The sequence below is a fragment of the Micromonospora sp. NPDC051924 genome (assembly GCF_055586005.1).
The window spans coordinates 1-25,462 of record NZ_JBVJJA010000044.1; the positions used below are offsets into that span (position 1 = coordinate 1).

26 protein-coding genes are annotated in these 25,462 nt (G+C 74.4%); 17 read left to right on the forward strand and 9 right to left on the reverse strand.

From position 1 onward, the window contains the following. Nucleotides 1-138 precede the first annotated feature (138 nt). The 7 genes from ACZ6S5_RS27820 to ACZ6S5_RS27850 are packed head-to-tail and all read left to right on the forward strand — an operon-like array spanning nucleotide 139 to nucleotide 6,417. Complete coding sequence (locus ACZ6S5_RS27820) at nucleotides 139-1,086, forward strand: carbohydrate ABC transporter permease (RefSeq protein ID WP_466005068.1); 948 nt, start codon at nucleotides 139-141, stop codon at nucleotides 1,084-1,086. Next, complete coding sequence (locus ACZ6S5_RS27825) at nucleotides 1,083-1,898, forward strand: carbohydrate ABC transporter permease (RefSeq protein WP_466005070.1); 816 nt, start codon at nucleotides 1,083-1,085, stop codon at nucleotides 1,896-1,898. The genes ACZ6S5_RS27820 and ACZ6S5_RS27825 overlap by 4 nt, the downstream gene beginning before the upstream one ends. A gap of 3 nt (nucleotides 1,899-1,901) precedes the next feature. Beyond that, nucleotides 1,902-3,050, forward strand: a complete 1,149-nt coding sequence (gene dgoD / locus ACZ6S5_RS27830; RefSeq protein ID WP_466005072.1) for a galactonate dehydratase — start codon at nucleotides 1,902-1,904, stop codon at nucleotides 3,048-3,050. A gap of 4 nt (nucleotides 3,051-3,054) precedes the next feature. Next, nucleotides 3,055-3,678: a bifunctional 4-hydroxy-2-oxoglutarate aldolase/2-dehydro-3-deoxy-phosphogluconate aldolase gene (locus ACZ6S5_RS27835; RefSeq protein ID WP_466005074.1), complete on the forward strand. Its 624-nt coding sequence runs from the start codon at nucleotides 3,055-3,057 to the stop codon at nucleotides 3,676-3,678. After that, a complete protein-coding gene (locus ACZ6S5_RS27840; protein WP_466005076.1) occupies nucleotides 3,675-4,628 on the forward strand; it encodes a sugar kinase in 954 nt (317 codons plus the stop codon). The genes ACZ6S5_RS27835 and ACZ6S5_RS27840 overlap by 4 nt, the downstream gene beginning before the upstream one ends. Nucleotides 4,629-4,652: 24 nt before the next feature. Continuing rightward, on the forward strand, nucleotides 4,653-5,882 hold the full coding sequence (gene manD, locus ACZ6S5_RS27845) for a D-mannonate dehydratase ManD (protein WP_466005078.1): 1,230 nt from the start codon (nucleotides 4,653-4,655) through the stop codon (nucleotides 5,880-5,882). Next, a complete protein-coding gene (locus tag ACZ6S5_RS27850; protein ID WP_466005080.1) occupies nucleotides 5,872-6,417 on the forward strand; it encodes a gluconokinase in 546 nt (181 codons plus the stop codon). The genes manD and ACZ6S5_RS27850 overlap by 11 nt, the downstream gene beginning before the upstream one ends. A gap of 120 nt (nucleotides 6,418-6,537) precedes the next feature. Here the strand turns inward: ACZ6S5_RS27850 and ACZ6S5_RS27855 are convergent, their stop codons facing one another. After that, on the reverse strand, nucleotides 6,538-6,954 hold the full coding sequence (locus ACZ6S5_RS27855; RefSeq protein ID WP_466005082.1) for a YchJ family protein: 417 nt from the start codon (nucleotides 6,952-6,954) through the stop codon (nucleotides 6,538-6,540). 75 nt (nucleotides 6,955-7,029) lie between these two features. Here ACZ6S5_RS27855 and ACZ6S5_RS27860 point away from each other — a divergent pair, with 75 nt between their 5' ends. Continuing rightward, nucleotides 7,030-7,974: a hypothetical protein gene (locus ACZ6S5_RS27860; protein ID WP_466005084.1), complete on the forward strand. Its 945-nt coding sequence runs from the start codon at nucleotides 7,030-7,032 to the stop codon at nucleotides 7,972-7,974. Nucleotides 7,975-7,978: 4 nt separating this feature from the next. On the opposite strand, the gene ACZ6S5_RS27865 is transcribed toward ACZ6S5_RS27860, so the two are convergent. Next, complete coding sequence (locus ACZ6S5_RS27865) at nucleotides 7,979-8,347, reverse strand: DUF6984 family protein (RefSeq protein ID WP_466005086.1); 369 nt, start codon at nucleotides 8,345-8,347, stop codon at nucleotides 7,979-7,981. 43 nt (nucleotides 8,348-8,390) lie between these two features. Further along, on the reverse strand, nucleotides 8,391-8,939 hold the full coding sequence (locus tag ACZ6S5_RS27870) for a histone H1 (protein ID WP_466005088.1): 549 nt from the start codon (nucleotides 8,937-8,939) through the stop codon (nucleotides 8,391-8,393). A 253-nt stretch (nucleotides 8,940-9,192) separates the two neighbouring features. Here ACZ6S5_RS27870 and ACZ6S5_RS27875 point away from each other — a divergent pair, with 253 nt between their 5' ends. Continuing rightward, nucleotides 9,193-9,810, forward strand: a complete 618-nt coding sequence (locus ACZ6S5_RS27875) for a mycothiol-dependent nitroreductase Rv2466c family protein (protein WP_466005090.1) — start codon at nucleotides 9,193-9,195, stop codon at nucleotides 9,808-9,810. Nucleotides 9,811-9,840: 30 nt separating this feature from the next. On the opposite strand, the gene ACZ6S5_RS27880 is transcribed toward ACZ6S5_RS27875, so the two are convergent. After that, on the reverse strand, nucleotides 9,841-10,614 hold the full coding sequence (locus tag ACZ6S5_RS27880; RefSeq protein WP_466005166.1) for an SGNH/GDSL hydrolase family protein: 774 nt from the start codon (nucleotides 10,612-10,614) through the stop codon (nucleotides 9,841-9,843). Between the two features lie 121 nt (nucleotides 10,615-10,735). Between ACZ6S5_RS27880 and ACZ6S5_RS27885 the strand changes: the two genes are divergently transcribed. After that, entirely contained in the window at nucleotides 10,736-11,734 is a 999-nt protein-coding gene (locus tag ACZ6S5_RS27885) for a phosphotransferase (RefSeq protein WP_466005092.1), read from the forward strand. Between the two features lie 4 nt (nucleotides 11,735-11,738). Here ACZ6S5_RS27885 and ACZ6S5_RS27890 read toward each other — a convergent pair whose 3' ends face one another. The 3 genes from ACZ6S5_RS27890 to ACZ6S5_RS27900 form a co-directional block, all read right to left on the reverse strand. Next, nucleotides 11,739-12,854, reverse strand: coding sequence for a magnesium and cobalt transport protein CorA (locus ACZ6S5_RS27890; RefSeq protein ID WP_466005094.1), 1,116 nt, complete (start codon nucleotides 12,852-12,854; stop codon nucleotides 11,739-11,741). 129 nt (nucleotides 12,855-12,983) lie between these two features. After that, nucleotides 12,984-13,634: a class F sortase gene (locus tag ACZ6S5_RS27895; protein WP_466005168.1), complete on the reverse strand. Its 651-nt coding sequence runs from the start codon at nucleotides 13,632-13,634 to the stop codon at nucleotides 12,984-12,986. A gap of 88 nt (nucleotides 13,635-13,722) precedes the next feature. Further along, a complete protein-coding gene (locus ACZ6S5_RS27900; protein WP_466005095.1) occupies nucleotides 13,723-14,211 on the reverse strand; it encodes a hypothetical protein in 489 nt (162 codons plus the stop codon). Nucleotides 14,212-14,815: 604 nt separating this feature from the next. Between ACZ6S5_RS27900 and aceB the strand changes: the two genes are divergently transcribed. The 5 genes from aceB to ACZ6S5_RS27925 are packed head-to-tail and all read left to right on the forward strand — an operon-like array spanning nucleotide 14,816 to nucleotide 22,525. After that, entirely contained in the window at nucleotides 14,816-16,399 is a 1,584-nt protein-coding gene (gene aceB, locus ACZ6S5_RS27905) for a malate synthase A (RefSeq protein WP_466005097.1), read from the forward strand. Between the two features lie 26 nt (nucleotides 16,400-16,425). Then, nucleotides 16,426-17,898 (forward strand): FAD-linked oxidase C-terminal domain-containing protein, encoded by a 1,473-nt coding sequence (locus tag ACZ6S5_RS27910; RefSeq protein ID WP_466005099.1) that lies wholly within the window; start codon nucleotides 16,426-16,428, stop codon nucleotides 17,896-17,898. Continuing rightward, a complete protein-coding gene (locus ACZ6S5_RS27915; RefSeq protein WP_466005101.1) occupies nucleotides 17,898-19,232 on the forward strand; it encodes an FAD-binding oxidoreductase in 1,335 nt (444 codons plus the stop codon). Before ACZ6S5_RS27910 ends, ACZ6S5_RS27915 begins: the two co-directional genes overlap by 1 nt. After that, nucleotides 19,233-20,648, forward strand: coding sequence for a (Fe-S)-binding protein (locus tag ACZ6S5_RS27920; protein WP_466005103.1), 1,416 nt, complete (start codon nucleotides 19,233-19,235; stop codon nucleotides 20,646-20,648). Nucleotides 20,649-20,656: 8 nt separating this feature from the next. Next, on the forward strand, nucleotides 20,657-22,525 hold the full coding sequence (locus tag ACZ6S5_RS27925; protein ID WP_466005105.1) for an L-lactate permease: 1,869 nt from the start codon (nucleotides 20,657-20,659) through the stop codon (nucleotides 22,523-22,525). A gap of 37 nt (nucleotides 22,526-22,562) precedes the next feature. Here the strand turns inward: ACZ6S5_RS27925 and ACZ6S5_RS27930 are convergent, their stop codons facing one another. Beyond that, complete coding sequence (locus tag ACZ6S5_RS27930; protein ID WP_466005107.1) at nucleotides 22,563-23,690, reverse strand: hypothetical protein; 1,128 nt, start codon at nucleotides 23,688-23,690, stop codon at nucleotides 22,563-22,565. 145 nt (nucleotides 23,691-23,835) lie between these two features. Between ACZ6S5_RS27930 and ACZ6S5_RS27935 the strand changes: the two genes are divergently transcribed. Further along, a complete protein-coding gene (locus tag ACZ6S5_RS27935) occupies nucleotides 23,836-24,174 on the forward strand; it encodes a DUF6767 domain-containing protein (RefSeq protein WP_466005109.1) in 339 nt (112 codons plus the stop codon). Here ACZ6S5_RS27935 and ACZ6S5_RS27940 read toward each other — a convergent pair. Continuing rightward, entirely contained in the window at nucleotides 24,119-24,943 is an 825-nt protein-coding gene (locus tag ACZ6S5_RS27940) for an ArsR/SmtB family transcription factor (protein ID WP_466005111.1), read from the reverse strand. The two genes, ACZ6S5_RS27935 and ACZ6S5_RS27940, sit on opposite strands and share 56 nt — an antisense overlap. Nucleotides 24,944-25,118: 175 nt before the next feature. On the opposite strand from ACZ6S5_RS27940, the gene ACZ6S5_RS27945 reads away from it, so the two are divergent. Then, complete coding sequence (locus ACZ6S5_RS27945; protein ID WP_466005113.1) at nucleotides 25,119-25,460, forward strand: hypothetical protein; 342 nt, start codon at nucleotides 25,119-25,121, stop codon at nucleotides 25,458-25,460. Nucleotides 25,461-25,462: the final 2 nt, after the last annotated feature.

Below are 25,462 nucleotides of genomic sequence, written 5' to 3' on the forward strand. Positions count from 1 at the left end.
GGGAGGGAGGGGCGGGGGGGGGGGGGTTGGCTGGGGGGGGGGGGGGGGGGGGGGGGGGGAGAAGGGGGGGGGGGGGGGGGGGCCCCCCCCCCCCCCCCACCCGCGTACCCCTGTCGGTCCGCCCACCCCGGAGATCTCATGGCAACCGTCACCTCCCCCCGCCGCGCGCCCGGCGGCGCCGGCGTCATGCCCGACACGCCCGGCTGGGCGCGCTGGGCCAACGACCACCGCAAGTGGCTCTTCGCCACCCCCGCGATGGCCTTCGTCGCCGCGCTGATCGTGATCCCGCTGGGCTGGACCGCCTGGCTCAGCCTCACCGACGCCGAGGGGTCCGTCCGCGCCGAGAGCGAGTTCGTGGGCTTCCAGAACTACCTCGACGTGCTGTCGGACACCGACCGGTTCTGGCCGGCGGTCGGCCGCACCGCCACCTTCACCCTGGTCGCGCTGGCCCTCGAGGTGGTCCTCGGAATGGCCGTCGCGCTGCTGCTCTGGCGGCCGTTCAAGGGCCAGAAGTGGGTCCGGGTGGCCATCCTCATGCCGCTGGTCGCCACCCCGGTGGCGGTCGGCATGATGTGGCGGCTCATCTTCGACCCCAACATCGGCCTGGCCAACCAGGTGCTCGGCTGGTTCGGCATCGGCCCGCAGCCCTGGCTCGCCGGCCAGCACTCCGCCCTGTACACCACCATCTTCATCGACGTGTGGCAGTGGACCCCGATGGTGGTGCTGATCCTGCTCGCCGGCCTGACCTCGCTGTCCGACGAACCCCAGGAGGCGGCCCGGATCGACGGCGCCAGCACCTGGCAGCGGTTCCGGCACGTCACCCTGCCGCTGCTGATGCCCACGGTCATCGTGGCGATCCTGCTGCGCGGCATCGACGCCCTGAAGACCTTCGACATCCTCTACGCCACCAAGGGCAAGGGCGGCGGTTCCTTCCACGAGGTGGAGACCCTCAACGTGTACGCCTACGGGCTGAGCTTCGACTACAACGAGTACGGCGTCTCCTCCACCGTCCTCATCCTGTTCTTCCTGATCATCATCGGGTCGATGTGGGCCCTGGCCGCGCGGCGCAAGGAGGCCAAGCGATGAAGGCCAGTCCCGCGTACCGGCTGTTCCGGGTGGTCGCGCTCACCGTCGTGGTGCTGTCGCTGATCGCGCCGCTGCTCTGGATGATCGCCGCGTCGTTCAAGACCAACGTCGACATCTACGACACCGGCAAGGCGCTGGTCTTCTCGCCCACCCTGGACAACTACGCCAACGTCCTCAAGCAGTCGCACTACGTCCAGTTCATCGGCAACAGCCTCTGGGTGGCCTTCGCCGCCACGGTGCTGTCGCTGATCCTCGGCGTGCCGGCCGCGTACTCGATGAGCCGGTTCAACATGAAGAAGTCGGCCCTGGTGGTGCTGATGGCCCGGGTCATCCCCGGCGTCTCGCTGCTGGTGCCCTGGTACTACGTCTTCTCGAACCTGCAGCTGGTCGGCGGCTTCACCGTGCTGATCCTCAGCCACATGTTCGTCTCGCTGCCGCTGATCGTCTACATCATGATGGGCTTCTTCGACGGCCTGCCCGACGAGCTGGAGGAGGCGGCGCTGGTCGACGGGCTCACCCACATCGGCGCGTTCCGCCGGATCACCCTGCCGCTGTCCGTGCCGGGCATCGCGACCGCCGGGATCCTCTCCTTCATCTTCTCCTGGAACAACTTCATGTTCGCCCTGGTGCTCTCCGGCGCGGACACCAAGACGCTGCCGGTGGCGATCTTCGACTTCGTCGGGTACGCCAGCATCGACTGGGGCGGTCTGATGGCCGCGGCCACCGTGGTCACTCTGCCGATCATGGTGATCGCCCTGTTCGTGCAGAAGTACGTGGTCTCCGGCCTCACCGCCGGCGCGACGAAGGGCTGACGCATGACCACCATCGCGCGCATCGAGACCTTCCTCGTCGCCCCCCGCTGGCTCTTCGTCCGGGTGGAGACCGAATCCGGGATCGTCGGCTGGGGCGAGGCCACCTGCGAGGGCCGCTCCGAGACCGTCCGCGCCGCCGTCGACCAGCTCGCCGAGCTGCTGATCGGCCGGGACGCGCTGCGCATCGAGGACCACTGGCAGGTCATGACCAAGGGGTCCTTCTACCGGGGCGGGCCGATCCTGGCCAGCGCCGTGGCCGGCCTCGACCAGGCGCTCTGGGACATCGCCGGCAAGCATTACGGCGCCCCGGTGCACCAGCTGCTCGGCGGCCCGGTCCGCGACCGGATCCGGGTGTACGGCTGGGTCGGCGGCGACGAGCCCAGCGAGGTCCGCGACCACATCGCCGCCCAGGTCGAGGCGGGCCTGACCGCGGTCAAGATGAACGCCTCCGGCCGGATGAGCCCGATCGCCTCGGTCGCCGAGCTGGACGGCGTGGTGGCCCGGGTGGCCGCCGCCCGCGAGGTGCTCGGCGAGCACCGGGACGTGGCGGTGGACTTCCACGGCCGGTTCACCCTGGCCAACGCCCGCCGGGTCGCGCCGCTGCTGGAGCCGTACCGGCCGCTGTTCCTGGAGGAGCCGGTCGTCCCGGAGAACTCCCACCTGATCGGCGACTTCGTCCGGTCCACCACCACCCCGGTGTCCACCGGGGAGCGGCTGTACAGCCGGCAGGAGTTCCTGCCGGTCTTCCAGGCCGGCATCGCGGTGGCCCAGCCGGACCTGTCGCACGCCGGCGGCATCACCGAGGTCCGCAAGATCGCCGCGCTGGCCGAGGTGTACGACGTCCAGCTCGCCCCGCACTGCCCGCTCGGCCCGATCGCCCTCGCGGCCTGCCTCCAGGTCGGCTTCGCCACGCCGAACTACCTGATCCAGGAGCAGAGCATCGGCATCCACTACAACCTCGGCGCCGAGGTGCTCGACTACTGCCTCGACAAGGAGCCGCTGACCTTCGTGGACGGTCATGTCGAGCGGCTCACCGCGCCCGGCCTCGGCATCGAGATCGACGAGCAGGCGGTCCGGTCGGCGGACAAGCGCGGCCACGCCTGGCGCAGCCCGATGTTCCGGCACCCCGACGGCTCCTACGCGGAATGGTGACCAGATGACCCTCGACCTGACCGCCGAACTCGCCGCCACCCGCCTGCTGGCGGTCATCCGCGGCACCGACACCGCCGCCGCCGTGGCCACCGGCGCCGCCCTGATCACCGCGGGCGTACGGGTGGTCGAGGTGGCACTGACCACCCCCGGCGCGTGCGACGCCATCGCCGCGATCCGGGCCGCCGCGCCGGCGGACGCCCTGGTCGGCGCGGGCACGGTGCTCACCCCGGCCGCGGTCGCCGACGTGGCCGCGGCCGGCGCCCAGTTCGTCGTGACCCCGGCCGTCGTCGACTCCATCCCGGAGGCGGTCCGCCGGGGGCTGCCGGTGGCCGCCGGGGCGCTCACCCCGACCGAGGCGTACGCCGCCGTCCGCGCCGGGGCCGCCGCGGTGAAGCTGTTCCCGGCGTCGCTGGGCGGGCCCGCGTACCTGAAGGCGCTGCGCGACCCGTTCCCGGACATCCCGTTCGTCGCGGTCGGCGGGGTCGGCATGGCCGAGCTGCCCGGCTACCTCGCCGCCGGGGCGATCGCGGTGGGCGTCGGCGGCCCGCTGGTCGGCGACGCGGCCTCCGGCGGCGACCTCGACGCCCTGCGTGAGCGGGCCCGCGCCTACCTCGCCGCGGTCGCATGACCGGCGTCGACCTGCTGACCGTCGGCGAGGCGCTGGTCTCGCTGCGCTCGGCCGGCCCGCTCACCGCCGGCGGCCCGCTCACCCCGCACCTGGCCGGCGCGGAGTCCAACGTGGCGATCGGGGTGGCCCGGCTCGGCCACCGCACCGCGTTCGCCGGCCGGGTCAGCGCCGACGACCTCGGCCTGTTCCTGCTGCGCCAGCTGCGCGCCGAGGGGGTGGACGTCGGGCACGTGGTCCGCGACCCGGACCGCCCCGCCGGTCTGATGTTCCTGGAACGCCGGACCGCCGACCTGACCCGGGTGATCTACCAGCGGGCCGGCTCGGCCGGTTCGGCGCTGACCGTCGACGACCTGCGGGCCGCCCTCGCGGCCGGCACCCGGGTGCTGCACCTGACCGGGATCACCCCGGCGCTGTCCGACAGCGCCCGGGCGGCCATCGAGTGGGCCGCCGGGACCGCCGCCCGGGCCGGCGCGCTGGTCTGCCTCGACGTCAACCACCGGGCGAGGCTGTGGAGCCGGGACGCCGCCCGCGCGGTGCTCACCCCGCTCGCCGGCCACGCCTCGGTCGTGGTCGCCTCCCACGACGAGCTGGACCTGGTCGGCGACCACGGCGCCGACGAGCCGACCGTGGTGGCCGAACTGCTGGACCGGGGCGTGTCGACGGTGCTGGTGAAGCTCGGCGGTGACGGCGCCCGCGCGTACACCCGGGAGGGTTGCGTGGCGACGGCGGCGCTGCCCGTGACGGCGGTCGACACCGTCGGCGCGGGGGACGCCTTCACCGCCGGCTACCTCTCCGGCCACCTGGACGGCCTCGACCTGGCCGGGCGGCTGCGCCGCGCGGTGACCCTCGGCGCGTTCGCCGTCGCCGGTCACGGCGACTGGGAACCCCTGCCGCGCCGGGACGAGCTGTCCCTCCTGGACGGGCTGCAACCCGGCAGCACCCTCCGCTGAAACCACCCCGAGAAAGGCACCCGCGTGAAGATCGTCGCAGCGGACGTCATCGTCTCCAGCCCCGACCGCAACTTCGTCACCCTCAAGATCACCACAGACGAGGGGATCACCGGACTGGGGGACGGCACCCTCAACGGGCGCGAGCTCTCCGTCGCGTCCTACCTGGCCGACCACGTCGTCCCGCTGCTGATCGGGCGGGACCCGCACCGCATCGAGGACACCTGGCAGTTCCTCTACCGGTCGGCGTACTGGCGGCGCGGGCCGGTCACCATGGCCGCCATCGCGGCCGTCGACGTCGCCCTCTGGGACATCAAGGCCAAGGCCGCCGGGATGCCGCTCTACCAGCTGCTCGGCGGCGCCTCACGGACCGGGATCATGGCGTACGGGCACGCCTCCGGCCGGGACCTGCCGGAGCTGTTCGACTCGATTCGCCGCCACCTCGAACTCGGCTTCCGCTCCATCCGGGTGCAGACCTCGGTGCCCGGCATCAACGCCGTCTACGGCGTCGCCGCCCAGCCCAGCATCGACGGCAAGCGCTACGACTACGAGCCGGCCCAGCGCACCCCGCTGCCCGCCGAGGAGGACTGGGACACCCGCGCCTACCTGCGCCACCTGCCCGGCGTCTTCGAGGCGGTCCGCAACGAGTTCGGCCCCGAGCTGCCGCTGCTGCACGACGGCCACCACCGGATGACCCCCATCCAGGCCGCCAAGCTCGGCAAGGCGCTCGAACCGTACGACCTGTTCTGGCTGGAGGACTGCACGCCGGCCGAGAACCAGGAGGCGCTGCGCCTGGTCCGCCAGCACACCACCACGCCGCTGGCCATCGGCGAGGTGTTCAACACCGTCTGGGACTACCAGACGCTGATCCGGGAACAGCTCATCGACTACGTCCGGTCCGCCGTCACCCACACCGGCGGCATCACGGCCATGCGGAAGCTGCTCGACTACGCCGCCCAGTACCAGATCAAGTCCGGCATCCACGGCCCGACCGACATCTCGCCGGTCGGCATGGCCGCCGCGCTCCACCTGGACCTGGCCATCCACAACTTCGGCATCCAGGAGTACATGCAGCACGGCGCGCTGACCAACGAGGTGTTCCGGCAGTCGTTCAGCTTCACCGACGGCTACCTGCACCCGGGCGAGCAGCCGGGCCTGGGCGTGGAGCTGGACGAGGAGGCCGCCGCGCGGTTCCCGTACCAGCCGGCGTACCTGCCGTTCAACCGGCTCAAGGACGGCACCGTCCATGACTGGTGAGCGGCCGCCCACCCGGCACGTCGTGGTGATGGGCGTGTCCGGGGCGGGCAAGACGACCGTCGCCCGGGGCATCGCCGAGGTGACCGGGCTGCGCTTCGCCGAGGCGGACGAGTTCCACTCGGCGGCGAACGTGGCCCGGATGCGCGCCGGCATCCCGCTGACCGACGCGGACCGCTGGCCGTGGCTGCGGGACCTGGCCGCCTGGATGGCCGCCCGGCACGCCGAGGGCGTGTCCACGGTGCTGACCTGCTCGGCGCTGAAGCGCGCATACCGGGACGTGCTGCGCCAGGGGCCGCCGGACGTCGAGTTCGTCCACCTGGACGGGTCGGCGGAGCTGATCCGGGACCGACTGGGCCGGCGCGCCGGGCACTACATGCCGGCCAGCCTGCTCGACTCGCAGCGGGCCATCCTGGAATCCCTGGAGCCGGACGAGTCCGGCATCGTGCTGGAGGTGGCGGCGGCGCCGGACGACCTGGTGGCGACGGCGGTCAGCCGGCTCGGGCTGCCCCGGCGGCTGCCGGTCGGCGGCCGCTGACCACCCGGCTCACCCGCCACCGCCCATCGACCTCGTCGGTCCGACCGGCACCGTCGGACCGGCGACGCGGCCGGCCGGCGCCCCGGGAGCACCGGGGCGCCGGCGGGCCGGCGCCCGGGCTCAGTCGGGCTGGGCGTCCAGGTAGACCCAGCGGCCGTCCTCCCGGACGAAGCGGCTGTGCTCGTCGAGCGTGCCCGGCCGGCCCGCCTCCCGGTAGTGGGCCCGGAAGGTGACCGTGCCGGTGGTGTCGAAGAGGCCGCCGCGCTCGGTGCCGAGGACCTCCAGCCGGGTCCACCGGGTGCCGGGATCGAGCCGCAACCGGGCCGGGCGGGTCGAGGAGTGCCAGCTGCGCAGCAGATAGTCGGCGTCGCCCACGGCGAAGGCGCTGAACCGCGACCGCATCAGCGCCGCCGCGGTCGCCGCCGTCGACGCGCCGCGATGGATCGGGCCGCAGCAGTCCGCGTACGGCAGGCCGCTGCCGCACGGGCAGGGCTCGGTCTCCTCGGCCGCGCTCGCGCGGGCACCGCGTTTCGCCACGACCGCCATCCTGCCCGAGCCCGACCGCGTCCGGGCGGCCACCCCGGCCTTGCGCGCCCGCGCTGCAATGACGGCGTGGACGGGGACATGGTCCGGCGGCTCGCCGAGGCGGCCGAACGGGTTCGGGAGTACCAGACGGTGACCGGGCAGGTCGAGCTGCTGCGCCGGCGGCTGGCCGAGGCGGAGCGCCGGCTCACCGGGCTGCGCCGCGACCGCGAGCGGGAGCAGGCGGACGTCGCGCGGCTGGAGGGCCGCTCGGCGAGCCGGCTCCTCGCCGCCCTGCGCGGCAGCCGCGAGGACGACCTGCGCCGCGAGCGGGGCGAGGCCGAGTTGGCCGCCCGGCGCGCGGCGGACGCCGAGGTCCACCTCGCCGGGCTGCGCCGCGACCACCGGGACGCCCAGGCCCGCCGCACCGAGCTGGCCGGCGCGCCCGAGGCGTACGCGACCCTGCTCGACGAGCGGGAGCGTCAACTCCTCGCCGGCGGGGATCCCCGGGTCGCCCGGCTCGCCGCGCTCGCCGCCGAACGGGACCGGCTCACCGCGCGGGCCCGGCACGTCGACGAGGCCACCCGGGCCGCCGTCGCCGCCCGCAACGCCCTCGCACAGGTGCGCGACCACCTCGCCAAGGCGGACGACTGGTCCACCTACGACACCTTCCTCGGTGGCGGGGCGATCAGCAGCATGATGAAGCACGGGCGGATGGACGACGCCGCCGCGGCGGCCCGGGCCGCCGACCGGCGGCTGGCGGCGCTGCGGGCCGAGCTGGCCGACCTGCCGGGGGAGTGGCTCGCGCCGCAGCTGGAGCTGGGCGAGCTGACCCGCTTCACCGACATCTTCCTCGACAACATCTTCACCGACCTCGCCGTGCGCGGCCGGATCCGGCGGGCGCAGGAGGCGGTCGACCGGGCCGGGACGGCGGTCGCGCGGCTGCGGGACCGGCTGGCCGGCGAGGCGAAGGACCTGGCCCGTCACCTCGACGCGCTCGCCATCGAGCGGGTCGCGCTGCTCACCGCGGCCTGACGAGTCAACGCCGCAGATAGACGGTGATGCGGTCCGGCGACGGCATGCCGCGCGACTCCGCCCAGTAGTACGCCTCCAGCTCGGCCAGCCGGCCCTGGTGCAGGAAGACCAGCACGCCGCCGACGCTGACCCCGTGCTCGTCCTCGATGGTCGCCTCGGCAGGTATCGGGCTGCGCGCCGTGGACCTCGGCAGCGACGCGTCCTCCGGGAAGAGCAACAGCGTGCCGCAGCCGCATCCGCACGACGGCTCGGCGCGCAGCTGCCGCGCCTGCGCCCGCAGCTCCGCGACGCCGGGGAAGTCCACCGCCAGCAGGGCGTCCAGCACTCCCGACTCGTGCTCGGTGAGTGGTCGGCCAGTCTCCTCCGACGTCATCCCGACAGTGTCACAGGGCGGCTCCGGCCGCACCGTCCCGGTGTCAGCGGGCGCTCGTGCGCGCCGTACGCCGGTTGCCGAACGACTCCATGGTCGTCGCCTTCTTCGCCGGTGTCCGGGTCGCGGCGACGGTCCGGGCCCGGGCGGTCGCCGCGGCCTTCTTCGCCGTGGTCTTACGGGCCGTGCCCTTCTTCGCCGGCGCCTTCTTGGCGGTGGTCTTCTTGGCGGTGGCCCGCGTGGCGGGCGCCTTCTTGGCGGTGGCCCGGGTGGCGGGCGCCTTCTTCGCCGCCGCCTTCTTCGCCGCCGCCTTGGTGGCCGGGGCCTTCTTCGCGGCGGTCACCTTCTTCGCCGCGGTGGCCTTGGCGGTCGCCCGCCGGGTGGGCGTCGCGGTGGTGGCCGCGGTGTCCTTCTTCTTCGCCGCCCGGGCGGTCGTCGGGGTGGGTTTCCCGCCCGGGGTCTTGGCCAGGGTCGCCCCGGTCGCCCGCTTGGTGGCGGTCGCGACCTTCTTCGCCGCGGTCTTGTTCGGCATCGGGGCCTTGCGCGCCCCGGTGGCCTTCCTCGCGCTGCTCGGTCTGGTGGCCGCCTGGGCCATCGCTCCTCCTCGCGGTCCCGCCGCGGCCGGACCGGTGGTGGACGCCGTCCGGCGACGTCGGGCCGAGTCGGCCCGCGCGGCGCGCGTGTCTTCCCACCGCACTGCTGCTCAAACACGTCGGGCGGGTGCCCGAGGGGCATCCCGGAAGGCGGATTGGCCCAACGATCGGAGCGCGAGTCGGCTCTCCAGATGGGCCGATCGACGCCCTAACGTCGGTGGCGCAAACGCTTCCGCGAAGGGAACCGAGACGACGATGACGACCGCCGACATGTGGTTCGATCCGCGCTGCCCGTGGGCCTGGAACGCCTCCCGCTGGCTGCTGGAGGTGGAACGGGTCCGCGACGTGCGGGTCCGGTTCCACGTGATGAGCCTGGCCGTGCTCAACGAGGGGCGCGAAGGGCTGGAGGAGTGGTACCGGGAGTGGCTGAAGCCGGGTATGGGCCCGGTCCGGGTCTGCGTGGCCGCCGAGCAGAAGTACGGCACCGAGGTACTCGGCGACCTCTACACCGCGCTGGGCAACCGGATCCACCACGAGCGGGCCCCTCTCGGCCGGGAGCTGTACGCGGCGGCGCTGACCGAGGTGGGCCTGTCCGTGGAGCTGGCCGACGCCGCCGACACCACCGACCACGACGCCGCGCTCCTGGCCAGCCACCACGCCGGCCTCGAACCGGTGGGCGAGGACCTCGGCACGCCGACCATCCACGTCACCGGCGCCGATGGTCGGGTGAACGCCTTCTTCGGGCCGGTGGTGGCGCCGTACCCGCAGGGTGAGGCCGCCGGCCGGCTCTGGGACGGGGTGCTGCTGGTGTCCGGCACCGACGGCTTCTTCGAGCTGAAGCGGGCGCGTACCCGCCGGCCGATCGAGCACTGAGCCGGGAGCGGGCCGACCGGCGCCGGCCGGTCAGTTCGGCGGCAGTTCGACCGGCAGCGGCACGGGCCGTTTCGCCACCCGGTCGTCGCCGGAGGACCGGCCGCGCAGGTGCCGCCCCAGCCAGGGCAGCAGGTGCCGGCGGGTCCAGGCCAGCTCGGCCCGGACCACCTCGTGGCGGGGCCGGCGGGCGGCCGTCGGCAGCGGATGCGACCACGAGTCGTCGTACCCGGGCAGGCCGGCGGTGTACGCGAGCGCGGCGGCGATCCGTTCGTGCCCGGCGGGGTTGGCGTGCAACCGGTCGTCGCTCCAGAGTCGCGGGTCCGAGGCGACCGGGTGCGCGCCGAGGTCCAGCAGGGTGGCCCCGGTCTCGGTGGTGACCGCGCGGACGGCGGCGTTGAGCGCCAGCACCCGGCCGCGCAACGGGCGGGCGATCGGCATCACCGGCGCCGGGTCCGGCAGGGTGAAGGTGAGCACCGTCGCACCCTGGCCGACCAGCGCCCGCTGCATCGCGCCGACGTCCTCGGCCACCCGGTCGGCGTCGAACGACGGCCGCAGTACGTCGTTCATCCCGGCCACCACGGTGGCCAGGTCGGGGGCCAGGTCGAGGGCGACCGGCAGCTGCTCGGCGCGGATCCGCCCGGTGGTGCGGCCCCGGATGGCGAGGTTGGCGTACTCCAGGCCGCCCTGCGCGCGGGCCACCGCGAGGGCGAACCGGTCCGCCCAGCCCCGGTAGCCGCCGGCGTCGTCCGGGTCGTCCAGCCCTTCCGTGGTGCTGTCACCGATCGCCACGTACCGCCGCCACATCACGGTTGCCACCTTACGAGCGCCCCGGTCCGGGACATCGCGGGGCCGGCCGGCCCACTAGCCTGGCACGGAAGATGGACCTGACCACGGGGACACTCACCGGCCCGACGGGGCGCGCCGGATGAGCCCCACCCAGCGCCGCCTCGACCCGGACCAGGTCGGCCGCTACGTCGCCGCGTCCCTCGGCCCCACCGTCCGGGTCACCAACTCCGGGCCGTTGACCGGAGGTGGCTTCGCCGCGGTCTGGTGGGTGACCCTCGACGACGGGCGGCCCGTGGTGCTCAAGGTGGGTCCGCCGCCGCAGGTGCCGTTGCTGCGCTACGAGCGCGACATGATCGGCGCCGAGGCACGCTACCTGCGGCTGGTCGCCGCGCGGGCGCCCGCGGTGCCCGTCCCGCCGCTGCTGCACCATGGCAGCGACCCGGAGCTGGGCGACTGGCTGCTCACCGGGCTGCTGCCCGGCCGCAGCCTCTGGCAGCTGAGCCAGGCCGGTGGCGACACCGACGAGGTGCGGGCCCAGTTCGGTGTCGCCCTGGCCGCGCTGCACGGCGTCACCGGCGACCGGTACGGCTACGACGGTGGCCGCGCCTCCGGCGCCACCTGGCGGTCGGCGTACACCGCCATGCTGGGGGACCTGTTCGCCGACGCGGCGGACTGGCGGGTGCCGCTGCCGGTGCCGGCCGCCCGGATCCGGGACCTGGTGGACCGGCACGCCACTGTCCTCGACGCGGTACGCCGCCCGGCCCTGCTGCACTTCGACGGCTGGGCGGGCAACGTCCTCGCCGTCGACGGCCCGGACGGCACGCCCCGGCTCAGCGGCCTGGTCGACGGCGAGCGCCACCTCTGGGGCGACCCGCTGATGGACCAGGTCTCGCCGCTGCTGTTCCGGCGTACCGAGGACGAGCCGGACGACCCGTTCGTGCGGGCGTACCGGACGATCGCGCCGTTCCCGCTGGACGACGCGGTCCGCCGCCGGCTCGGCCTGTACCGGCTGCACCTCTACCTGCTGATGACGGTGGAGATGCCCAGCCGCGGCATCACCGTCACGTCCGACCCGTGGCGGGTGGCCCGCCTCGCCGAACTGCTCGACCAGGAGCTGTCCGACCTCGACAAACCCTGACGGTCTACAACCACCCGGAGCGGCGGAACAGCCGGTGCAGGGTGAACGCGGCGGCCGCCATCAGCAGCAGCGCGCCGGCGTAGCCGTACCGCCAGCCCAGCTCCGGCATGTGGGTGAAGTTCATGCCGTAGATGCCGGCCACCGCGGTCTGCACCGCGGCGATCGCCGCCCACGCCGCGATCTTGCGCATGTCGTTGTTCTGGTCGACGGCGAGCTGCGCCAGCCGGGACTGCAGGATCGAGTTGAGCAGGTCGTCGTACGAGTTGATCCGGTCCACCGCCCGGGTGAGTCGGCCCTCCACGTCGACGAACCAGCGGTGCAGGGCCGGCGGCGGGCCCTCGCCGCGCTGCTCCAGCAGCGCGCGCAGCGGCGTCTGCAACGGCAGCACCGCCCGCTTGAACTCCACCACCTCCCGCTTGAGCTGGTAGATGTGCTGGATGTCGGCGCTGCGGTCGCGGGCGAAGACGCTCTCCTCGACCCGTTCGAGGTCCTTCTCCAGGTGTCCGGCGACCTCCAGGTAGAGGTCGACCATCCGGGCACAGACGGCGTACCCGACCGCCCACGGCCCCTCCGCCAGGACGCCGGGACGGCCCTGGATGTCCGCCCGGACCGGGGCCAGCGCGCCGGCCGCGCCGTGCCGCACGGTGATGACGAACCGGTCGCCGAGGAACACCATCACGTCGCCGGTGTCGATCACCTCGGAGGTGTCGGTCAGCTCGGCGTGCTCGACGTAGCCCGCCGTGCGCAGCACCAGCAGCGTCACCCCGCCGTGGCGCTGCACCGTCGGACGGTGTCCGTCGGCGAGGGCCTGCGCGACGCTCAGCTCGTCGAGCCCGAAGGTCCGCCCGACCGCCGCCATCACCGCCGCGGCCGGCTCGTGCAGCCCCAACCAGACGAACGACCGCCGGTGCCGCCGGGCGCGGGCGTACGCGTCGGCGTAGTGCGGTCGGCCCGGCTCGCGCCGGCCCGCCGCGTACACCGCGCAGTCCACCACCGCGTCCGGATTGGCCCGGCGCGGGCGGGGCACCGTCGCCTCGCCGTCGGGGCGCCCGAGCAACCGCGCGACGAGGGCGGGCAGCAGGCGTCGCCCTTCGGAGCCGCGTACCGCCGACCGGTCCACCTTGTGCACCTCCTTCGGCAACTTCAGCTCGGCACGTCTGGTGCCGCGCCGCGACCTGGAGCCGCCGCCCGCCGGACGCCGACGGCTTACCGTACGGGGTCGGCGCCAGCCGGCGGTGTCGGGCCGGTGTCAGCGGGTCGCGGTGGCGAACACCACGATGTTGTCCGGGTAGTTGCCGGTGCGCGGGTTGAACCGGCCGCCGCAGGTGATCAGGCGCAGCCGGGCGTCGGCGTCGCCGCGGTACACCCGCTCGGTCGGGAAGCGTTCCTTCGGGTACGCCCCGACACCGTCCACGATGAACCGGGCGACCCGGCCGTCGGCGCGGGTCACCTGCACGCTGTCACCGGGGCGGAGCCGGCCCAGCTCGAAGAAGACCGCCGGCCCGTTCTGCGAGTCGACGTGCCCCACCATCACCGCGTTGCCGGCCTCGCCCGGGCTGGGGCCGGGCCGGTACCAGCCGGCGACCTCCGGGTGGTCCAGCGGCGGCACCTCCAGGGCGCCGTCGCTGTCCGTGGCGACCGGGACGATGTCGGCGTCGACGCCGATGCGCGGGATGGTGATCCGGAGCGGTTGGGAGCGGGGGAGCACCGGGCCGGGCGAGCCGGTGCGTTCGGCGGTCGGCGCGACCGACGCCCCGGGCTGCGGGGGCCGCGCCGAGGTGGTGCCGAGGCCGGCGGCGACCAGGCCGGCCCCGGTCGCCCCGGCCAGGATGACGGCGGCGACGACGGTGCGGGTGCGGGCCCGCGACGGGCCACGCGCGGGGCTGTGCTGCGGCGACAGGTGTCCACCTCCGTCCGATGTGGGTGCGGCGCCCGCGCCGGCTGAGCCGGCGCGGGCGTCCTCCGCCAAGGGATGGTGTGGCGGCGGTTCAGGCGACGACCCTGCCGCGCCGCCGGCGGCGCACCATCACGTACGTGCCGCCGGCGACCGCCGCGGCGGCCAGCGCACCGCCGGCGACCAGCACGCCTGTGTCCCCGTCCTTGCCGCCGGCACCCGCCTGGGCGCCGCCGATCGGGGTGACGGTGAAGGTGGCCGAGCCGCCGCTGCTGCCGTCGCCGCAGGTGGTCGTCACCGTGTACGTGCCGAGGGTGAACCCGGCGGTGAAGAGTTCCGCGCTGAGCCCGCCGCCGGCGGCGGCGGTGGTGGATCGGACGTTCTCGTCCCGGTTGGGGCCGGTGACGTGGAAGATCGCATCACCGGCCTTCGGGTTGCATTCCGTCGTGGTGAGGACGACGGTCCCGCCGACCGGGGTGGTGGCTGGTGAGACGGTGGTGTCCGCGAGCGCGGCGGCGGGGAGCAGCAGTGTGCCGAGGCCCACGCCGACCGCCGCCGATCCGAGAATTGACTGTGCCTTCATCCGCGTCTTCCCTCACTTTTCGTCCGCTGTCTGCGTGGGACGTCGTTCGGGTGGCCAACTCCGTGACTAGCACCGGTGTGGCCAACACTAGGAGGGTTGGGGCGGTGACTCGGCGTAATTGAGAAATCTTCGTTGCCGTCCCGTGTTCCCGGTCGCGGCGGAGAGCGGCGGACATGCCCGACCAGTGCGCCCAACCGGGTGCAGGAGTTCGCGCCCGGGCGCGCGGTGCGCCCGGGGGAGGGCCCAGCCGGCCGCGCTGTCCGGTTTGTCCCCTGCCCGGCCCCGTCGGGGCGCATGGTCAGATACGCGCCCGTCCGCGCTCTCCGGCAGGTGTCGCGACAGCTCGGCGAAGCCCTGCGCCTCTGCGAAGTGCACGCCGTCCACCTGGGTGCCCGGACGGTCTTCCCGATCCGGTCCCGCGTCGATGCCGGCGCACCGGGGCGAACTGCCGTTCGTCGTCCGGAAAGGACCGCTCGCCGCAGCCGACCGACCATTCCCGGCGGCTGTGCCGTCACTCAGCTCGCGGCCGTGAGCAGGGAGAACTACAGTCGGCAGGAGCACCACCGGATAGATCGCCACTCATATCGCGGTGAGGAGCGAGCCGATGACCAACCCGGACGGCGTCGAGGTCACCGGCGCCCGCCACCCCCGCTACGACGAGATCCTCACCCCCGAGGCGCTGGCCTTCCTGGCCGACCTGCACCGCACCTTCGACGCCCGCCGCCGGGACCTGCTCGACCGGCGGCGCCGCCGCGACGCCGACCTGGCCGCCGGCGCCACCCTGGACTTCCTGCCCGAGACCCGCGAGGTCCGCGAGTCAGAGTGGCGGGTCGCCGAACCGGCACCCGGTCTGGTCGACCGCCGGGTGGAGATCACCGGCCCCACCGACGCGAAGATGACCATCAACGCGCTCAACTCGGGTGCCAAGGTCTGGCTGGCCGACCTGGAGGACGCCAACACCCCGCTCTGGGAGAACGTCGTCTCCGGCCAGCTCAACCTGCGCGACGCGATCGACGGCAAGCTGGAGTTCACCTCGCCCGAGGGCAAGCGGTACGCGCTGCACGACGCCGACCTGGCCACCATCGTCGTCCGCCCGCGGGGCTGGCATCTCTCCGAGAAGCACCTCCTGGTCGACGGGGAACGCACCTCCGGCAGCCTGGTCGACTTCGGGCTCTACTTCTTCCACTGCGCCCGCCGGCAGCTCGACCGCGGCGCCGGGCCCTACTTCTACCTGCCCAAGATGGAGAGCCATCTCGAGGCGCGACTGTGGAACGACGTGTTCGTCCACGCCCAGGAGCGGCTCGGCATCCCGCGCGGCACGATCCGGGCCACCGTGCTGATCGAGACCTTCCCGGCCGCCTTCGAGATGGACGAGATCCTCCACGAGCTGCGGGAGCACTCCGCCGGCCTGAACGCCGGCCGGTGGGACTACATGTTCAGCGTGATCAAGAAGTTCCGCACCCGGGGCGGGGACTTCCTGCTGCCCGACCGGAACGCGGTCACCATGACCGTGCCGTTCATGCGCGCGTACACCGAGCTGCTGGTGCGGACCTGCCACCGGCGCGGCGCGCACGCCATCGGCGGGATGGCGGCGTTCATCCCCAGCCGGCGCGACGCGCAGGTCAACGAGACCGCCCTGGCGAAGGTCCGGGACGACAAGACCCGCGAGGCCGGCGACGGCTTCGACGGCTCCTGGGTGGCCCACCCCGACCTGGTGCCGATCTGCCGGGAGGTCTTCGACCGGGTGCTCGGCGACCGGCCGAACCAGCTCGACCGCAGCCGCGACGAGGTCCGGGTGACCGCCGCCGAGCTGCTCGACGTGCGGTCCACCCCCGGCGGGCACACCGAGGCGGGGCTGCGCAACGCGGTCAGCGTCGGCGTGCAGTACCTGGCCGCCTGGCTGCGCGGCACCGGCGCGGTGGCCATCTTCAACCTGATGGAGGACGCCGCCACCGCGGAGATCTCCCGCAGCCAGGTGTGGCAGTGGCTGCACAACGGCGTCACCCTCGACGACACCGGCGACCGGGTCACCCGCGACCTCGTCGAACGGATTGCCGACGAGGAGATCGGCAAGCTCCCCGGCGAACCGGGTGACTACGCCGAGGCGCGGGCGCTGTTCATGGAGGTCGCCGTCGCCGACGACTTCGCCGACTTCCTCACCATCCCGGCGTACGAACGGATGCCCTGACCGACCAGGCGACGCGGAGGTGGGCGATGAGCACGACCACGAAGGACATCGAGGCTCTCGCCGCCGCCCTGCGCGCCGCGATCGGCGCCGACCGGGTGATCAGCGACCGCCAGCAGCTGCGCACCTACGAGTGCGACGGGCTGGCCCAGTACAAGACCGTCCCCGCGCTGGTCGCGCTTCCCGACGACGCCGCGCAGACCGCCGCCGTGGTCCGCGCTTGCGTGGCCGCCGGCGCGCCGTTCGTCGCCCGCGGCTCCGGCACCGGGCTGTCCGGCGGGGCGCTGCCGCACCCCGACGGCGTCCTGATCGTCACCTCCCGGATGCGGGCGATCGTCGAGGTCGCGCCCGACGACGAGCGGGCCGTGGTGCAGCCCGGCGTGATCAACCTGGCGGTCAGCCGGGCGGCCCATCCGCACGGCTACTACTACGCGCCCGACCCGTCCAGCCAGCAGATCTGCTCGATCGGCGGCAACGTCGCGGAGAACTCCGGCGGCGCCCACTGCCTGAAGTACGGCTTCACCACTCACCACGTCACCGGCCTGGAGGTGGTCACCCCCGACGGGGAGCGGGTACGCCTCGGCGGCCGCGCCCCGGACGCGCCCGGCTACGACCTGCTCGGCGCGTTCATCGGCTCCGAGGGCACCCTCGGCATCGCCACCGAGGTGACCGTCCGGCTGACCCGGCTGCCCGAGTCGGTGCGTACCCTGCTCGCCGCGTTCGAGACCACCGACCAGGCCGGCGCGGCCACTTCGGCGATCATCGCGGCCGGGGTGGTGCCCGCCGCCGTGGAGATGATGGACGCGCTCGCCATCTCCGCGGCCGAGGCGGCCGTGCACTGCGGCTACCCGGCCGGCGCCGGGGCGGTCCTCATCGTCGAGCTGGACGGCCCGGCGCCCGAGGTCGACGCCCAGTTCGCCCAGGTCGAGGCGCTCTGCCGGGACAACCGGGCGTTCGAGATCCGGATCGCCGCCGACGACGCCGAACGCGCATTGTTCTGGAAGGGCCGCAAGTCGGCGTTCGCGGCCGTCGGCCGGATCAGCCCCGACTACATCGTCCAGGACGGGGTGATCCCGCGGACCGCCCTGCCCGAGGTGCTGCGCCGCATCGGCGACCTGTCGGCCGAACGCGGCATCCGGGTGGCCAACGTCTTCCACGCCGGCGACGGCAACCTGCACCCCCTCGTCCTCTTCGACGCCGCCGTGTCCGGGCAGGCCGAACGCGCCGAGGAGGTCTCCGGCGCCATCCTCGACCTCTGCGTACGGCACGGCGGCTCGATCACCGGCGAGCACGGCGTGGGGGTCGACAAGGCGAAGTACCTGCCGCGCATGTTCACCGACGACGACCTGGACACCATGCACCTGCTGCGCTGCGCCTTCGACCCGGCCGGGCTGGCCAACCCGGGCAAGGTCTTCCCGACCCCCCGGCTCTGCGGCGAGATCCCGGGCCGGCGCACGGGAGTCCACCCGGCGCAGGAAGCCGGCCTGGCGGAGGTGTTCTGATGACCGCCGACCGGGTCCTCGACCGCCTCCAGGCAGCGGCCCGGGAGGCCGCCACCGATCCGCCCCGCCCCGGTGTGCCGTCGCAGGCGGCGGCCGGACGGACCGCCGGCTCCGGACCGGACGATCCCGAGCCGGTCCGGCGCGCCGACGAGCACGACACGATCGCCGGGATACCGGCCCGGTACGTCGCCGTGCCGCGCGACACCGCCCAGGTCGCCGCCGTGCTGCGCGCCGCCGCCGAGCTCGACCTCGCGGTGACCGTCCGGGGCGGCGGCACCAGACAGGACTGGGGGAGCCCGCCCCGCCGACTCGACCTGATCCTCGACACCACCGCCCTGACCGGGGTCGTCGAGCACGCTGCCGGTGACCTGATCACCGTGGTCCGGGCCGGCACCCGCCTGGACTCCCTCGCCGCCACCCTCGCCGACGCCCGGCAGCAGCTCGCCCTCGACGCGCCGCTGCCCGGCGGCACCGTCGGCGGGGCGGTCGCCACCAACACCGCCGGGCCCCGCCGGATGCTCTACGGCACCCCCCGCGACCTGCTGATCGGGATCACCCTGGTGCGCGCCGACGGGGTGGTCGCGCACGCCGGCGGCAAGGTGGTCAAGAACGTCGCCGGCTACGACCTGGCCAAGCTCGTCGCCGGGGCGTACGGCACGTTGGGCGTGGTCACCCAGGCGGCGTTCCGGCTGCACCCGCTCCCCGCGGCGGTCGCGTACGTCACCCGCACCGCCGACGACGCGGCCGGCGCCGCCCGCCTGGCCGCCACCGTCCGCGCCGCGCAGCTCGTGCCGACCGCCCTGGAGGTGGCCGCCCCGTCCGACGGCCCGGCCACGGTCACCGTGCTGCTGGAGGGCACCCCGGCCGGGGTGACCGCCCGGGCCGACGCCGCGCGCCGGCTGCTCGGCGGCGACGCCACCGTCGCCGATCGGGAGCCCGACGGCTGGGGCCGGCTGCCGTGGCGGGCCGGCGACACCGGGCTGAAGCTGACCGGCCCGCTTTCCGGCGTACCCCGGCTGCTGGCCGCCGCCCGCGCGGCGGCCGACCGGCACCGCCTGCCGCTCGCGCTGCGCGGCTCGGCCGGCGTCGGCGTCCTCCACGCCGGCCTGCCCGGCGCCGCCGACCCGGAACCGGTCGCCGCCCTGGTCGACGGCGTCCGCGCGGCGGCCACCGCCGCCGGCGGGCACACCGTGGTCCTCACCGCCCCCGCCGAGGTGCGGGACCGGGTCGACCTGTGGGGACCGGTCGACGGCCTGACGCTGATGCGCCGGGTCAAGCAACGCTTCGACCCGGACGCCCGGCTGGCGCCCGGCCGGTTCGTGGGAGGGATCTGAATGACCGTCCCCCAGCAGCCCGGGCGCAGCCCGGTCACCTCGCCCGGCGGCACCCGGCCGGCCAGCGGACCGTTCGACGCGCTCGCCGCGGCCGCCCGCAGCCCCGGCGAACCCGCCTTCGACGCGCACCACCCGCCCGCCGCCGAGCTGATCGCCGACTGCGTGCACTGCGGCTTCTGCCTGCCCACCTGTCCCACGTACGTGCTCTGGGGCGAGGAGATGGACTCGCCCCGGGGACGGATCTACCTGATGAAGCAGGGCATCGAGGGCGAGCCCCTGACCGACTCGATGGCCACCCACTTCGACCGCTGTCTCGGCTGCATGTCCTGCGTCACCGCCTGCCCCTCCGGCGTGCGCTACGACCGGCTCATCGAGGACACCCGGCAGCAGGTCGAGCGGCGGCACCGGCGCGGTGCCCGGGACCGCGCGCTGCGGGCGGCCATCTTCGCGCTCTTCCCGTACCCGCGGCGGCTGCGGCTGCTGCGCGGGCCGCTGCGCGCGTACCAGGCCAGCGGGCTGGGCCGGCTGGTCCGGCGGACCGGACTGCTGGACCGGCTCGCCCCCACCCTGGCGGCGCTGGAGTCGCTCGCCCCGCGGTTGCGCCGGCGGCCCCGGCTGCCCGCCCGGCTGCCGGCCGACGGACCCCGGCGGGCCGTGGTCGGCATGCTCACCGGCTGCGTGCAGGGCGCGTTCTTCCCCGAGGTCAACGCGGCCACCGCCCGGGTGCTCGCCGCCGAGGGCTGCGACGTGCTGATCCTGCCCGACCGGCAGGGCTGCTGCGGGGCGCTGAGCGTGCACAACGGACGCGACGAGGAGGCGCGCCGGTTCGCCCGGCGGCTGCTCGACACCTTCGCCGGCGCCGGCGTCGACTACTTCGTGGTCAACGCGGCCGGCTGCGGCTCCACCCTGAAGGAGTACGGGGACCTGCTCCGCGACGACCCCCGCTACGCCGCCCTGGCCGCCGACTTCGCCGCCCGGGTCCGCGACCTGTCGGAGGTCCTCGACGAACTGGGCCCGGTCGCGATCCGGCATCCGCTGCCGGTGACCGTCGCCTACCACGACGCCTGCCACCTCGGCCACGCCCAGGGCGTCCGCGACCAGCCCCGCCGGCTGTTGCGCGGCATTCCCGCGCTGGAGTTGCGGGAGATCGCCGATCCGGAGCTGTGCTGCGGCTCGGCGGGCATCTGGAACCTGCTCCACCCCGGGCCGGCCGCCGAACTCGGCGACCGCAAGGCCCGCACCGTACTGGCCACCGGGGCGCGGCTGCTCGTCACCGCCAACCCCGGTTGCCTCATGCAGGTCGCCGCCTCGGTGACCCGCGCCGGCGGCGACATCGCGCTGGCCCACACCGCCCAGGTCCTCGACGCGTCGATCCGCGGACTGGGCGTCAAGGAGTTGCTGCACCAGAAGCGTTGAGGTGACCCATGTTCGATCAGTTCACCGTCGTCACCGACCCGGTCGGTGACTCCGTCGCGCTCTCGGCGATCTTCGCGGTCCTGCCCCTGCTCACCCTCTTCGTCCTGCTCGGCGTGCTGAAGGTGAAGGCCTGGCTGGCCGGGCTCATCTCCCTCGCCGTCGCCCTCGTGGTGGCGATCGCCGTCTACGCGATGCCGGTCGGGCAGGCGGTCCTGTCCGCCACCGAGGGCGCCGCGTTCGGCTTCTTCCCGATCCTGTGGATCGTCATCAACGCGATCTGGGTCTACAACCTGACTGTCGAGAGCGGGCACTTCGACGTGCTGCGCCGCTCCTTCGAACGGGTCAGCCCGGACATGCGGATCCAGGCGATCATCATCGCGTTCTGCTTCGGCGCGCTGCTGGAGGCCCTGGCCGGCTTCGGCACCCCGGTCGCGATCACCGTGGTGATGCTGATGGCGCTGGGTTTCCGGCCGATCCACGCCGCCTCGGTGGCGCTGCTGGCCAACACCGCGCCGGTCGCCTTCGGCGCCCTCGCCACCCCGATCGTCACCCTGGCCAGCGTGACCAGCGGCGCCAACGACGACGCCGGGCTGACCGTGGACACCCTCGGCGCGATGGTCGGCCGGCAGACCCCGATCCTCGCGGTGGTCGTACCGCTGATGCTGGTCGCCCTGGTCGACGGGCGGCGCGGGATCCGGCAGACCTGGCCGGCCGCGCTGGTCGCCGGGGTGAGCTTCGGCCTGGCGCAGTTCGTGGCGGCCAACTTCATCTCGGTACCGCTGACCGACATCGTCGCCGCGCTGGTGTCGGCCGCCGCCGTGGTGCTGCTGGTCCGCGTGTGGCACCCGCAGACCCCCGCCGACCTGGGCCGCGAGCCGGCCACCGTGCCGGCCGCCCGGGGGCCCGCCGAGGCCGAGCTGGCCGAGGGAGGCACCGTCCGCGCCGCCGCCGGCTCCCGCTCGGGTACGACCACCGCCGCGCCCGGTCTCGGCGGCACCGGCGGCGAGACCCCGCCGGGCGACCCGCGGATCGACGAGACCGCCCTGGTCGGCCGGCACCGCTCGGACGGGGACGTCGCACCGCGGCCGGTCGACCAGCGGCCGGCCGCCGCCGGCCCCCGGCTCGCCGACACCCCCGCCGAGGTGTTCCGGGCGTACGCCCCGTACCTGATCATCATCGTGATCTTCTCGATCGCGAACCTCGGCCCGGTGAAGAACGCGCTGGCGAAGGAGCCGTGGACGGTCAAGTTCGGCTGGCCCGGGCTGGACATCCTGGGCGGCAACGGCAAGCCGCTCTCCTCGACCACGTTCACCCTGAACTGGCTGCCCGCCGCCGGCACGCTGATGATCCTCGCCGGCATCCTCACCGCCCTGGTGCTGCGGGTCTCCGCCGGCCGGGCGCTGCGCGCGTACGGGCGCACCTACGTCGAGCTGCGCTACGCGATCGTCACCGTGATGGCGGTGCTCGCCCTGGCGTACGTGATGAACCAGTCCGGCCAGACCAACACCCTCGGCGCGTTCCTCGCCGCTGCCGGCGGCGCGTTCGTCTTCCTCTCCGCGATCCTCGGCTGGATCGGGGTGGCGGTGACCGGCTCCGACACCTCGGCGAACGCGCTGTTCGGGGCGCTGCAGGTGCAGACCGCGGCCCGGGCCGGGCTGGACCCGGTGCTGCTGGCCGCCGCCAACTCCTCCGGCGGCGTGCTCGGCAAGATGATCAGCCCGCAGAACCTGGCGATCGCCGCCGCCGCGGTCGGGATGGCCGGCCGGGAGGGGGAGATCTTCCGCAAGGTGTTCGGCTGGAGCCTGGTGCTGCTGCTGTTCATGTGCGTGCTGGTCGCGTTGCAGGGCTCGCCGGTGCTCGACTGGATGGTGCCCTGACCCGCCGACCCCGGGCGTCCCGCCGGGGCGCCCGGGGTCAGCCCACCGGCCCGGCCGGCGGCCCCGTTCGCCGCAGCCGGTACGCCAGCACCGCGGCGGCGAGCAGCGGCCCCCACACCGGGAACGGAAAGAAGAGCAGGCTCACCATGACGCCGCGGGTCCCCGCACCGAATCCGTCGGTCTCCAGCGCGTGCAGCAGCAGCCCCGGCGCGGCGACGCACACCGCGGTGGCCACCACCGCACCCGGCACGATCGCGAGCGGCGGCGGCACCGGCCGCCCACCCACCACCGGCACCCAGCGGGGCGCGACCTCACCCCAGTGGCTGACCAGGCCCAGCGTCAGGACCGCGCCCAGCACGGCCGCGCAGCCGAGCGCGGCGCCCTGGATCCGGACCGCCGGGTCGTCGTACCGGTCGTCGAGCCCGATCGTCCACGGCGTCAGCCAGGTCAGCCGGACGGCGGCGTACGGCAGCGGGCAGAGCGCCGCACCGACGGTGACCGCCCGGCCCCAGCGGCGCACCCGCTCCGGATCGGCCCAGCGTGGTCGTCCCCGGGCCGGGTCGGCCCGCGGCAGCCGGTACGCCACCCGGACCCAGCCGGCCCCGAGGGCGGCCATCGCCAGGCCCCAGGCCAGCCGGGGACCGTAGTCGGAGAAGCCGCGCAGCACGTTGCCGGCGAACCGGGCCAGCGTGTCGGGGGCGACCAGCCCCCCGGCCGTCCCCGCGAGGAGCGCGAGCAGCAGTACCCCGCCGGCGATCCGGCCACCCCGGTCGCCGCGGGCCGCGGACCGGACGACCACCGCCGCCGCGGCGACCGGCCCGCCGAGCGCGAACGCGTAGCCGAGCAGGCTGATCACCGACGCGTCCGCCATCACCAGCGCGAAGAACACCGCCAGGAGGCCCGCGCCGGCCGCGGCGACCCGCGTGGCCCGCCGATCGGCGGCCGATAGGCGGGCCACCACCGCCACCACCAGCCCGAGGGCCCCGGCGGCCAGCAACAGCGCGCCGGCCACCCGGTACGGGATGACGTGGCTGACCGACATGGTGACCCGGTCGGCGGGGCCGAACGGGTAGCTGGCCGGCCGGGCCAGCCAGGCCGCGCCGATGACGGCGCTGGCCAGGGCGAGGGGCGGCGCGAGTCGCGCGGGCACGGGATGTGAGTCCATGCGCCCGACGCTAGGAACGCGGACCCGCCGGCGGCTCCCCACCGGTCGGGAGCCCGGTCCTCCGGGCGGGGGAGATCGGGCCGGTCTCCCAGGTGGGGACCAACGGCCCTGAACGCCACCGGCCACGTCGAGACACGATGGACAGGTGAGCACCACGACGCGAGCGGCCCGGCCGGCGGCGGCCTGCCCAATCCGCCCCGGAGAGCCGTGCACCCTGTGCCAGGTGGACGTGACCGGCCCCCAGGACTGTGGCCTGGTGTGGCTGGTGATGGGCGACGACGAGTTGCGCGAGGGCGTGCACCGCACGCGGCTGGCCACGCTCGGCGCCCGGCCGCACCCGGTCCCGGCGGACGGCTCCGGAGCCCCGCTCGTCCGGTCGTCAGGGCGGCTCGCGTCGCCACCCCGCCAAGCCTTACCTGCTGGCGCGGTCAGCCCGCCGGGACCGGCTCCGGCAGCGGCTCGCCCGTCTCCAGCAGGCTCTTGAGGCTGGCCAGCAGCTCGGGCCAGCCGCCGCTGCCGTCGAGCTGGCCGCTGATCGCCCGGTGCATCTCGCTGTCGGGGGAGAAGTCGTCGTGGGTCACGTTCAGCCGGACCGCCTCGCCGTGCGGCGCCAGGTCGAAGGTCACCTTCGACCGCCGCTCGGTGAGCCGGGCCGCCAGCTCCTCGTCGGACCAGCCGAAGTGGGCCGCGTGCTCGGGCTGGAAGCCGTGCCACGTGTAGGCGAGCCGGCGGTACGGCTGCGCCTCCAGCACTCGCTGCCCGAGGTCCTTCGGCTCGCCGTCGGGGGAGTCCTGCCAGAGCACCGGCGACCCGACCTGCCAGTCGGAGACCAAGGCGGCTCCGCCCCAGTAGCGTCGGGTGAACTCCGGCTCGATCAGCGCCCGCCAGAGCCGTTCCGGCGTGGTCCGGATGTAGGTGGTGTAGACGAAGGTCGGGTTCTCCATGGGCTCCAGCTCCAATGCTTTCCGCAGGTCGGCGAGGGCGCGCGCCCGTTCCAGGTGGTACCGGCCGATCCACCGGTCGGCGACCGCGTTGATCGGGGCGGCGTTGAGGTGGTGCAGCTTCTCCCGGCCCCGCCGCGTGGTGGTCACCAGCCCGGCCGCCTCCAGCACCGCCAGGTGCTTGCTCACCGACTGCCGGGTCATGTCCAGGCCGGCACAGAGTTCGCGCAGGCTCTGTCCGTTGCGGCCGTTGAGGCTGTCGAGCAGCCTGCGCCGGCTGGCGTCGGCCAGTGCCCGGAACACCTCGTCCATCCGCCACCGCCCTCTTGACAGGCAACCATTTGGCTGCCTGTCGTCAGCATAGGCAACCGGGCGGCTGCCTGTCCAGCCCGCCACCGACGGATCGCCGCGAAGCTAGCCTCCTAGGACGCTCTAGGGGGTGTGCGGGCCGCCTACCGTGAAGGACAAGCTTCCGGGGGGAGGGGCGATGCGCGCCGACGATCGACACGGACGGGCCGACGACGAGTACGACGCGGACATCTGGATGCCCGACCGGGTCCGGCTCACCGTGCGGGACCGGATCATCCTGGCGCTGATGGCCTGCGCCGTGGCCACCGCGATCGGTGTCGTGGTCGCCTGGGTCACGGGGGACACCAGCGGCATCGTGTCGGACAAGCGCGAGGTTCAGATCACCGAGTGCCGGGACGGCTGCCGGCTGACGACCTGCCGCCAGGTCACCTACGTCACCGACGACGGCCACCGGCGGAAGCTGTGCCTGCCGAAGGGCCGGTACGACCGGGTCAACCTCGGCGACCGCATCTCCGGGTAGTC

What these genes read in the sequence shown, in the direction of transcription:
- ACZ6S5_RS27940 (WP_466005111.1), bottom strand. Translation starts at nt 24,943, where the DNA reads ATGGACGAGGTGTTCCGGGCACTGGCCGACGCCAGCCGGCGCAGGCTG.
- aceB (WP_466005097.1), top strand. Translation starts at nt 14,816, where the DNA reads ATGACCAACCCGGACGGCGTCGAGGTCACCGGCGCCCGCCACCCCCGC.
- ACZ6S5_RS27875 (WP_466005090.1), top strand. Translation starts at nt 9,193, where the DNA reads ATGACGACCGCCGACATGTGGTTCGATCCGCGCTGCCCGTGGGCCTGG.
- ACZ6S5_RS27925 (WP_466005105.1), top strand. Translation starts at nt 20,657, where the DNA reads ATGTTCGATCAGTTCACCGTCGTCACCGACCCGGTCGGTGACTCCGTC.
- ACZ6S5_RS27850 (WP_466005080.1), top strand. Translation starts at nt 5,872, where the DNA reads ATGACTGGTGAGCGGCCGCCCACCCGGCACGTCGTGGTGATGGGCGTG.
- ACZ6S5_RS27870 (WP_466005088.1), bottom strand. Translation starts at nt 8,939, where the DNA reads ATGGCCCAGGCGGCCACCAGACCGAGCAGCGCGAGGAAGGCCACCGGG.
- ACZ6S5_RS27915 (WP_466005101.1), top strand. Translation starts at nt 17,898, where the DNA reads ATGACCGCCGACCGGGTCCTCGACCGCCTCCAGGCAGCGGCCCGGGAG.
- ACZ6S5_RS27835 (WP_466005074.1), top strand. Translation starts at nt 3,055, where the DNA reads ATGACCCTCGACCTGACCGCCGAACTCGCCGCCACCCGCCTGCTGGCG.
- dgoD (WP_466005072.1), top strand. Translation starts at nt 1,902, where the DNA reads ATGACCACCATCGCGCGCATCGAGACCTTCCTCGTCGCCCCCCGCTGG.
- ACZ6S5_RS27880 (WP_466005166.1), bottom strand. Translation starts at nt 10,614, where the DNA reads ATGTGGCGGCGGTACGTGGCGATCGGTGACAGCACCACGGAAGGGCTG.
- ACZ6S5_RS27900 (WP_466005095.1), bottom strand. Translation starts at nt 14,211, where the DNA reads ATGAAGGCACAGTCAATTCTCGGATCGGCGGCGGTCGGCGTGGGCCTC.
- ACZ6S5_RS27820 (WP_466005068.1), top strand. Translation starts at nt 139, where the DNA reads ATGGCAACCGTCACCTCCCCCCGCCGCGCGCCCGGCGGCGCCGGCGTC.
- ACZ6S5_RS27945 (WP_466005113.1), top strand. Translation starts at nt 25,119, where the DNA reads ATGCGCGCCGACGATCGACACGGACGGGCCGACGACGAGTACGACGCG.
- ACZ6S5_RS27885 (WP_466005092.1), top strand. Translation starts at nt 10,736, where the DNA reads ATGAGCCCCACCCAGCGCCGCCTCGACCCGGACCAGGTCGGCCGCTAC.
- ACZ6S5_RS27910 (WP_466005099.1), top strand. Translation starts at nt 16,426, where the DNA reads ATGAGCACGACCACGAAGGACATCGAGGCTCTCGCCGCCGCCCTGCGC.
- ACZ6S5_RS27930 (WP_466005107.1), bottom strand. Translation starts at nt 23,690, where the DNA reads ATGGACTCACATCCCGTGCCCGCGCGACTCGCGCCGCCCCTCGCCCTG.
- ACZ6S5_RS27825 (WP_466005070.1), top strand. Translation starts at nt 1,083, where the DNA reads ATGAAGGCCAGTCCCGCGTACCGGCTGTTCCGGGTGGTCGCGCTCACC.
- ACZ6S5_RS27840 (WP_466005076.1), top strand. Translation starts at nt 3,675, where the DNA reads ATGACCGGCGTCGACCTGCTGACCGTCGGCGAGGCGCTGGTCTCGCTG.
- ACZ6S5_RS27865 (WP_466005086.1), bottom strand. Translation starts at nt 8,347, where the DNA reads ATGACGTCGGAGGAGACTGGCCGACCACTCACCGAGCACGAGTCGGGA.
- ACZ6S5_RS27920 (WP_466005103.1), top strand. Translation starts at nt 19,233, where the DNA reads ATGACCGTCCCCCAGCAGCCCGGGCGCAGCCCGGTCACCTCGCCCGGC.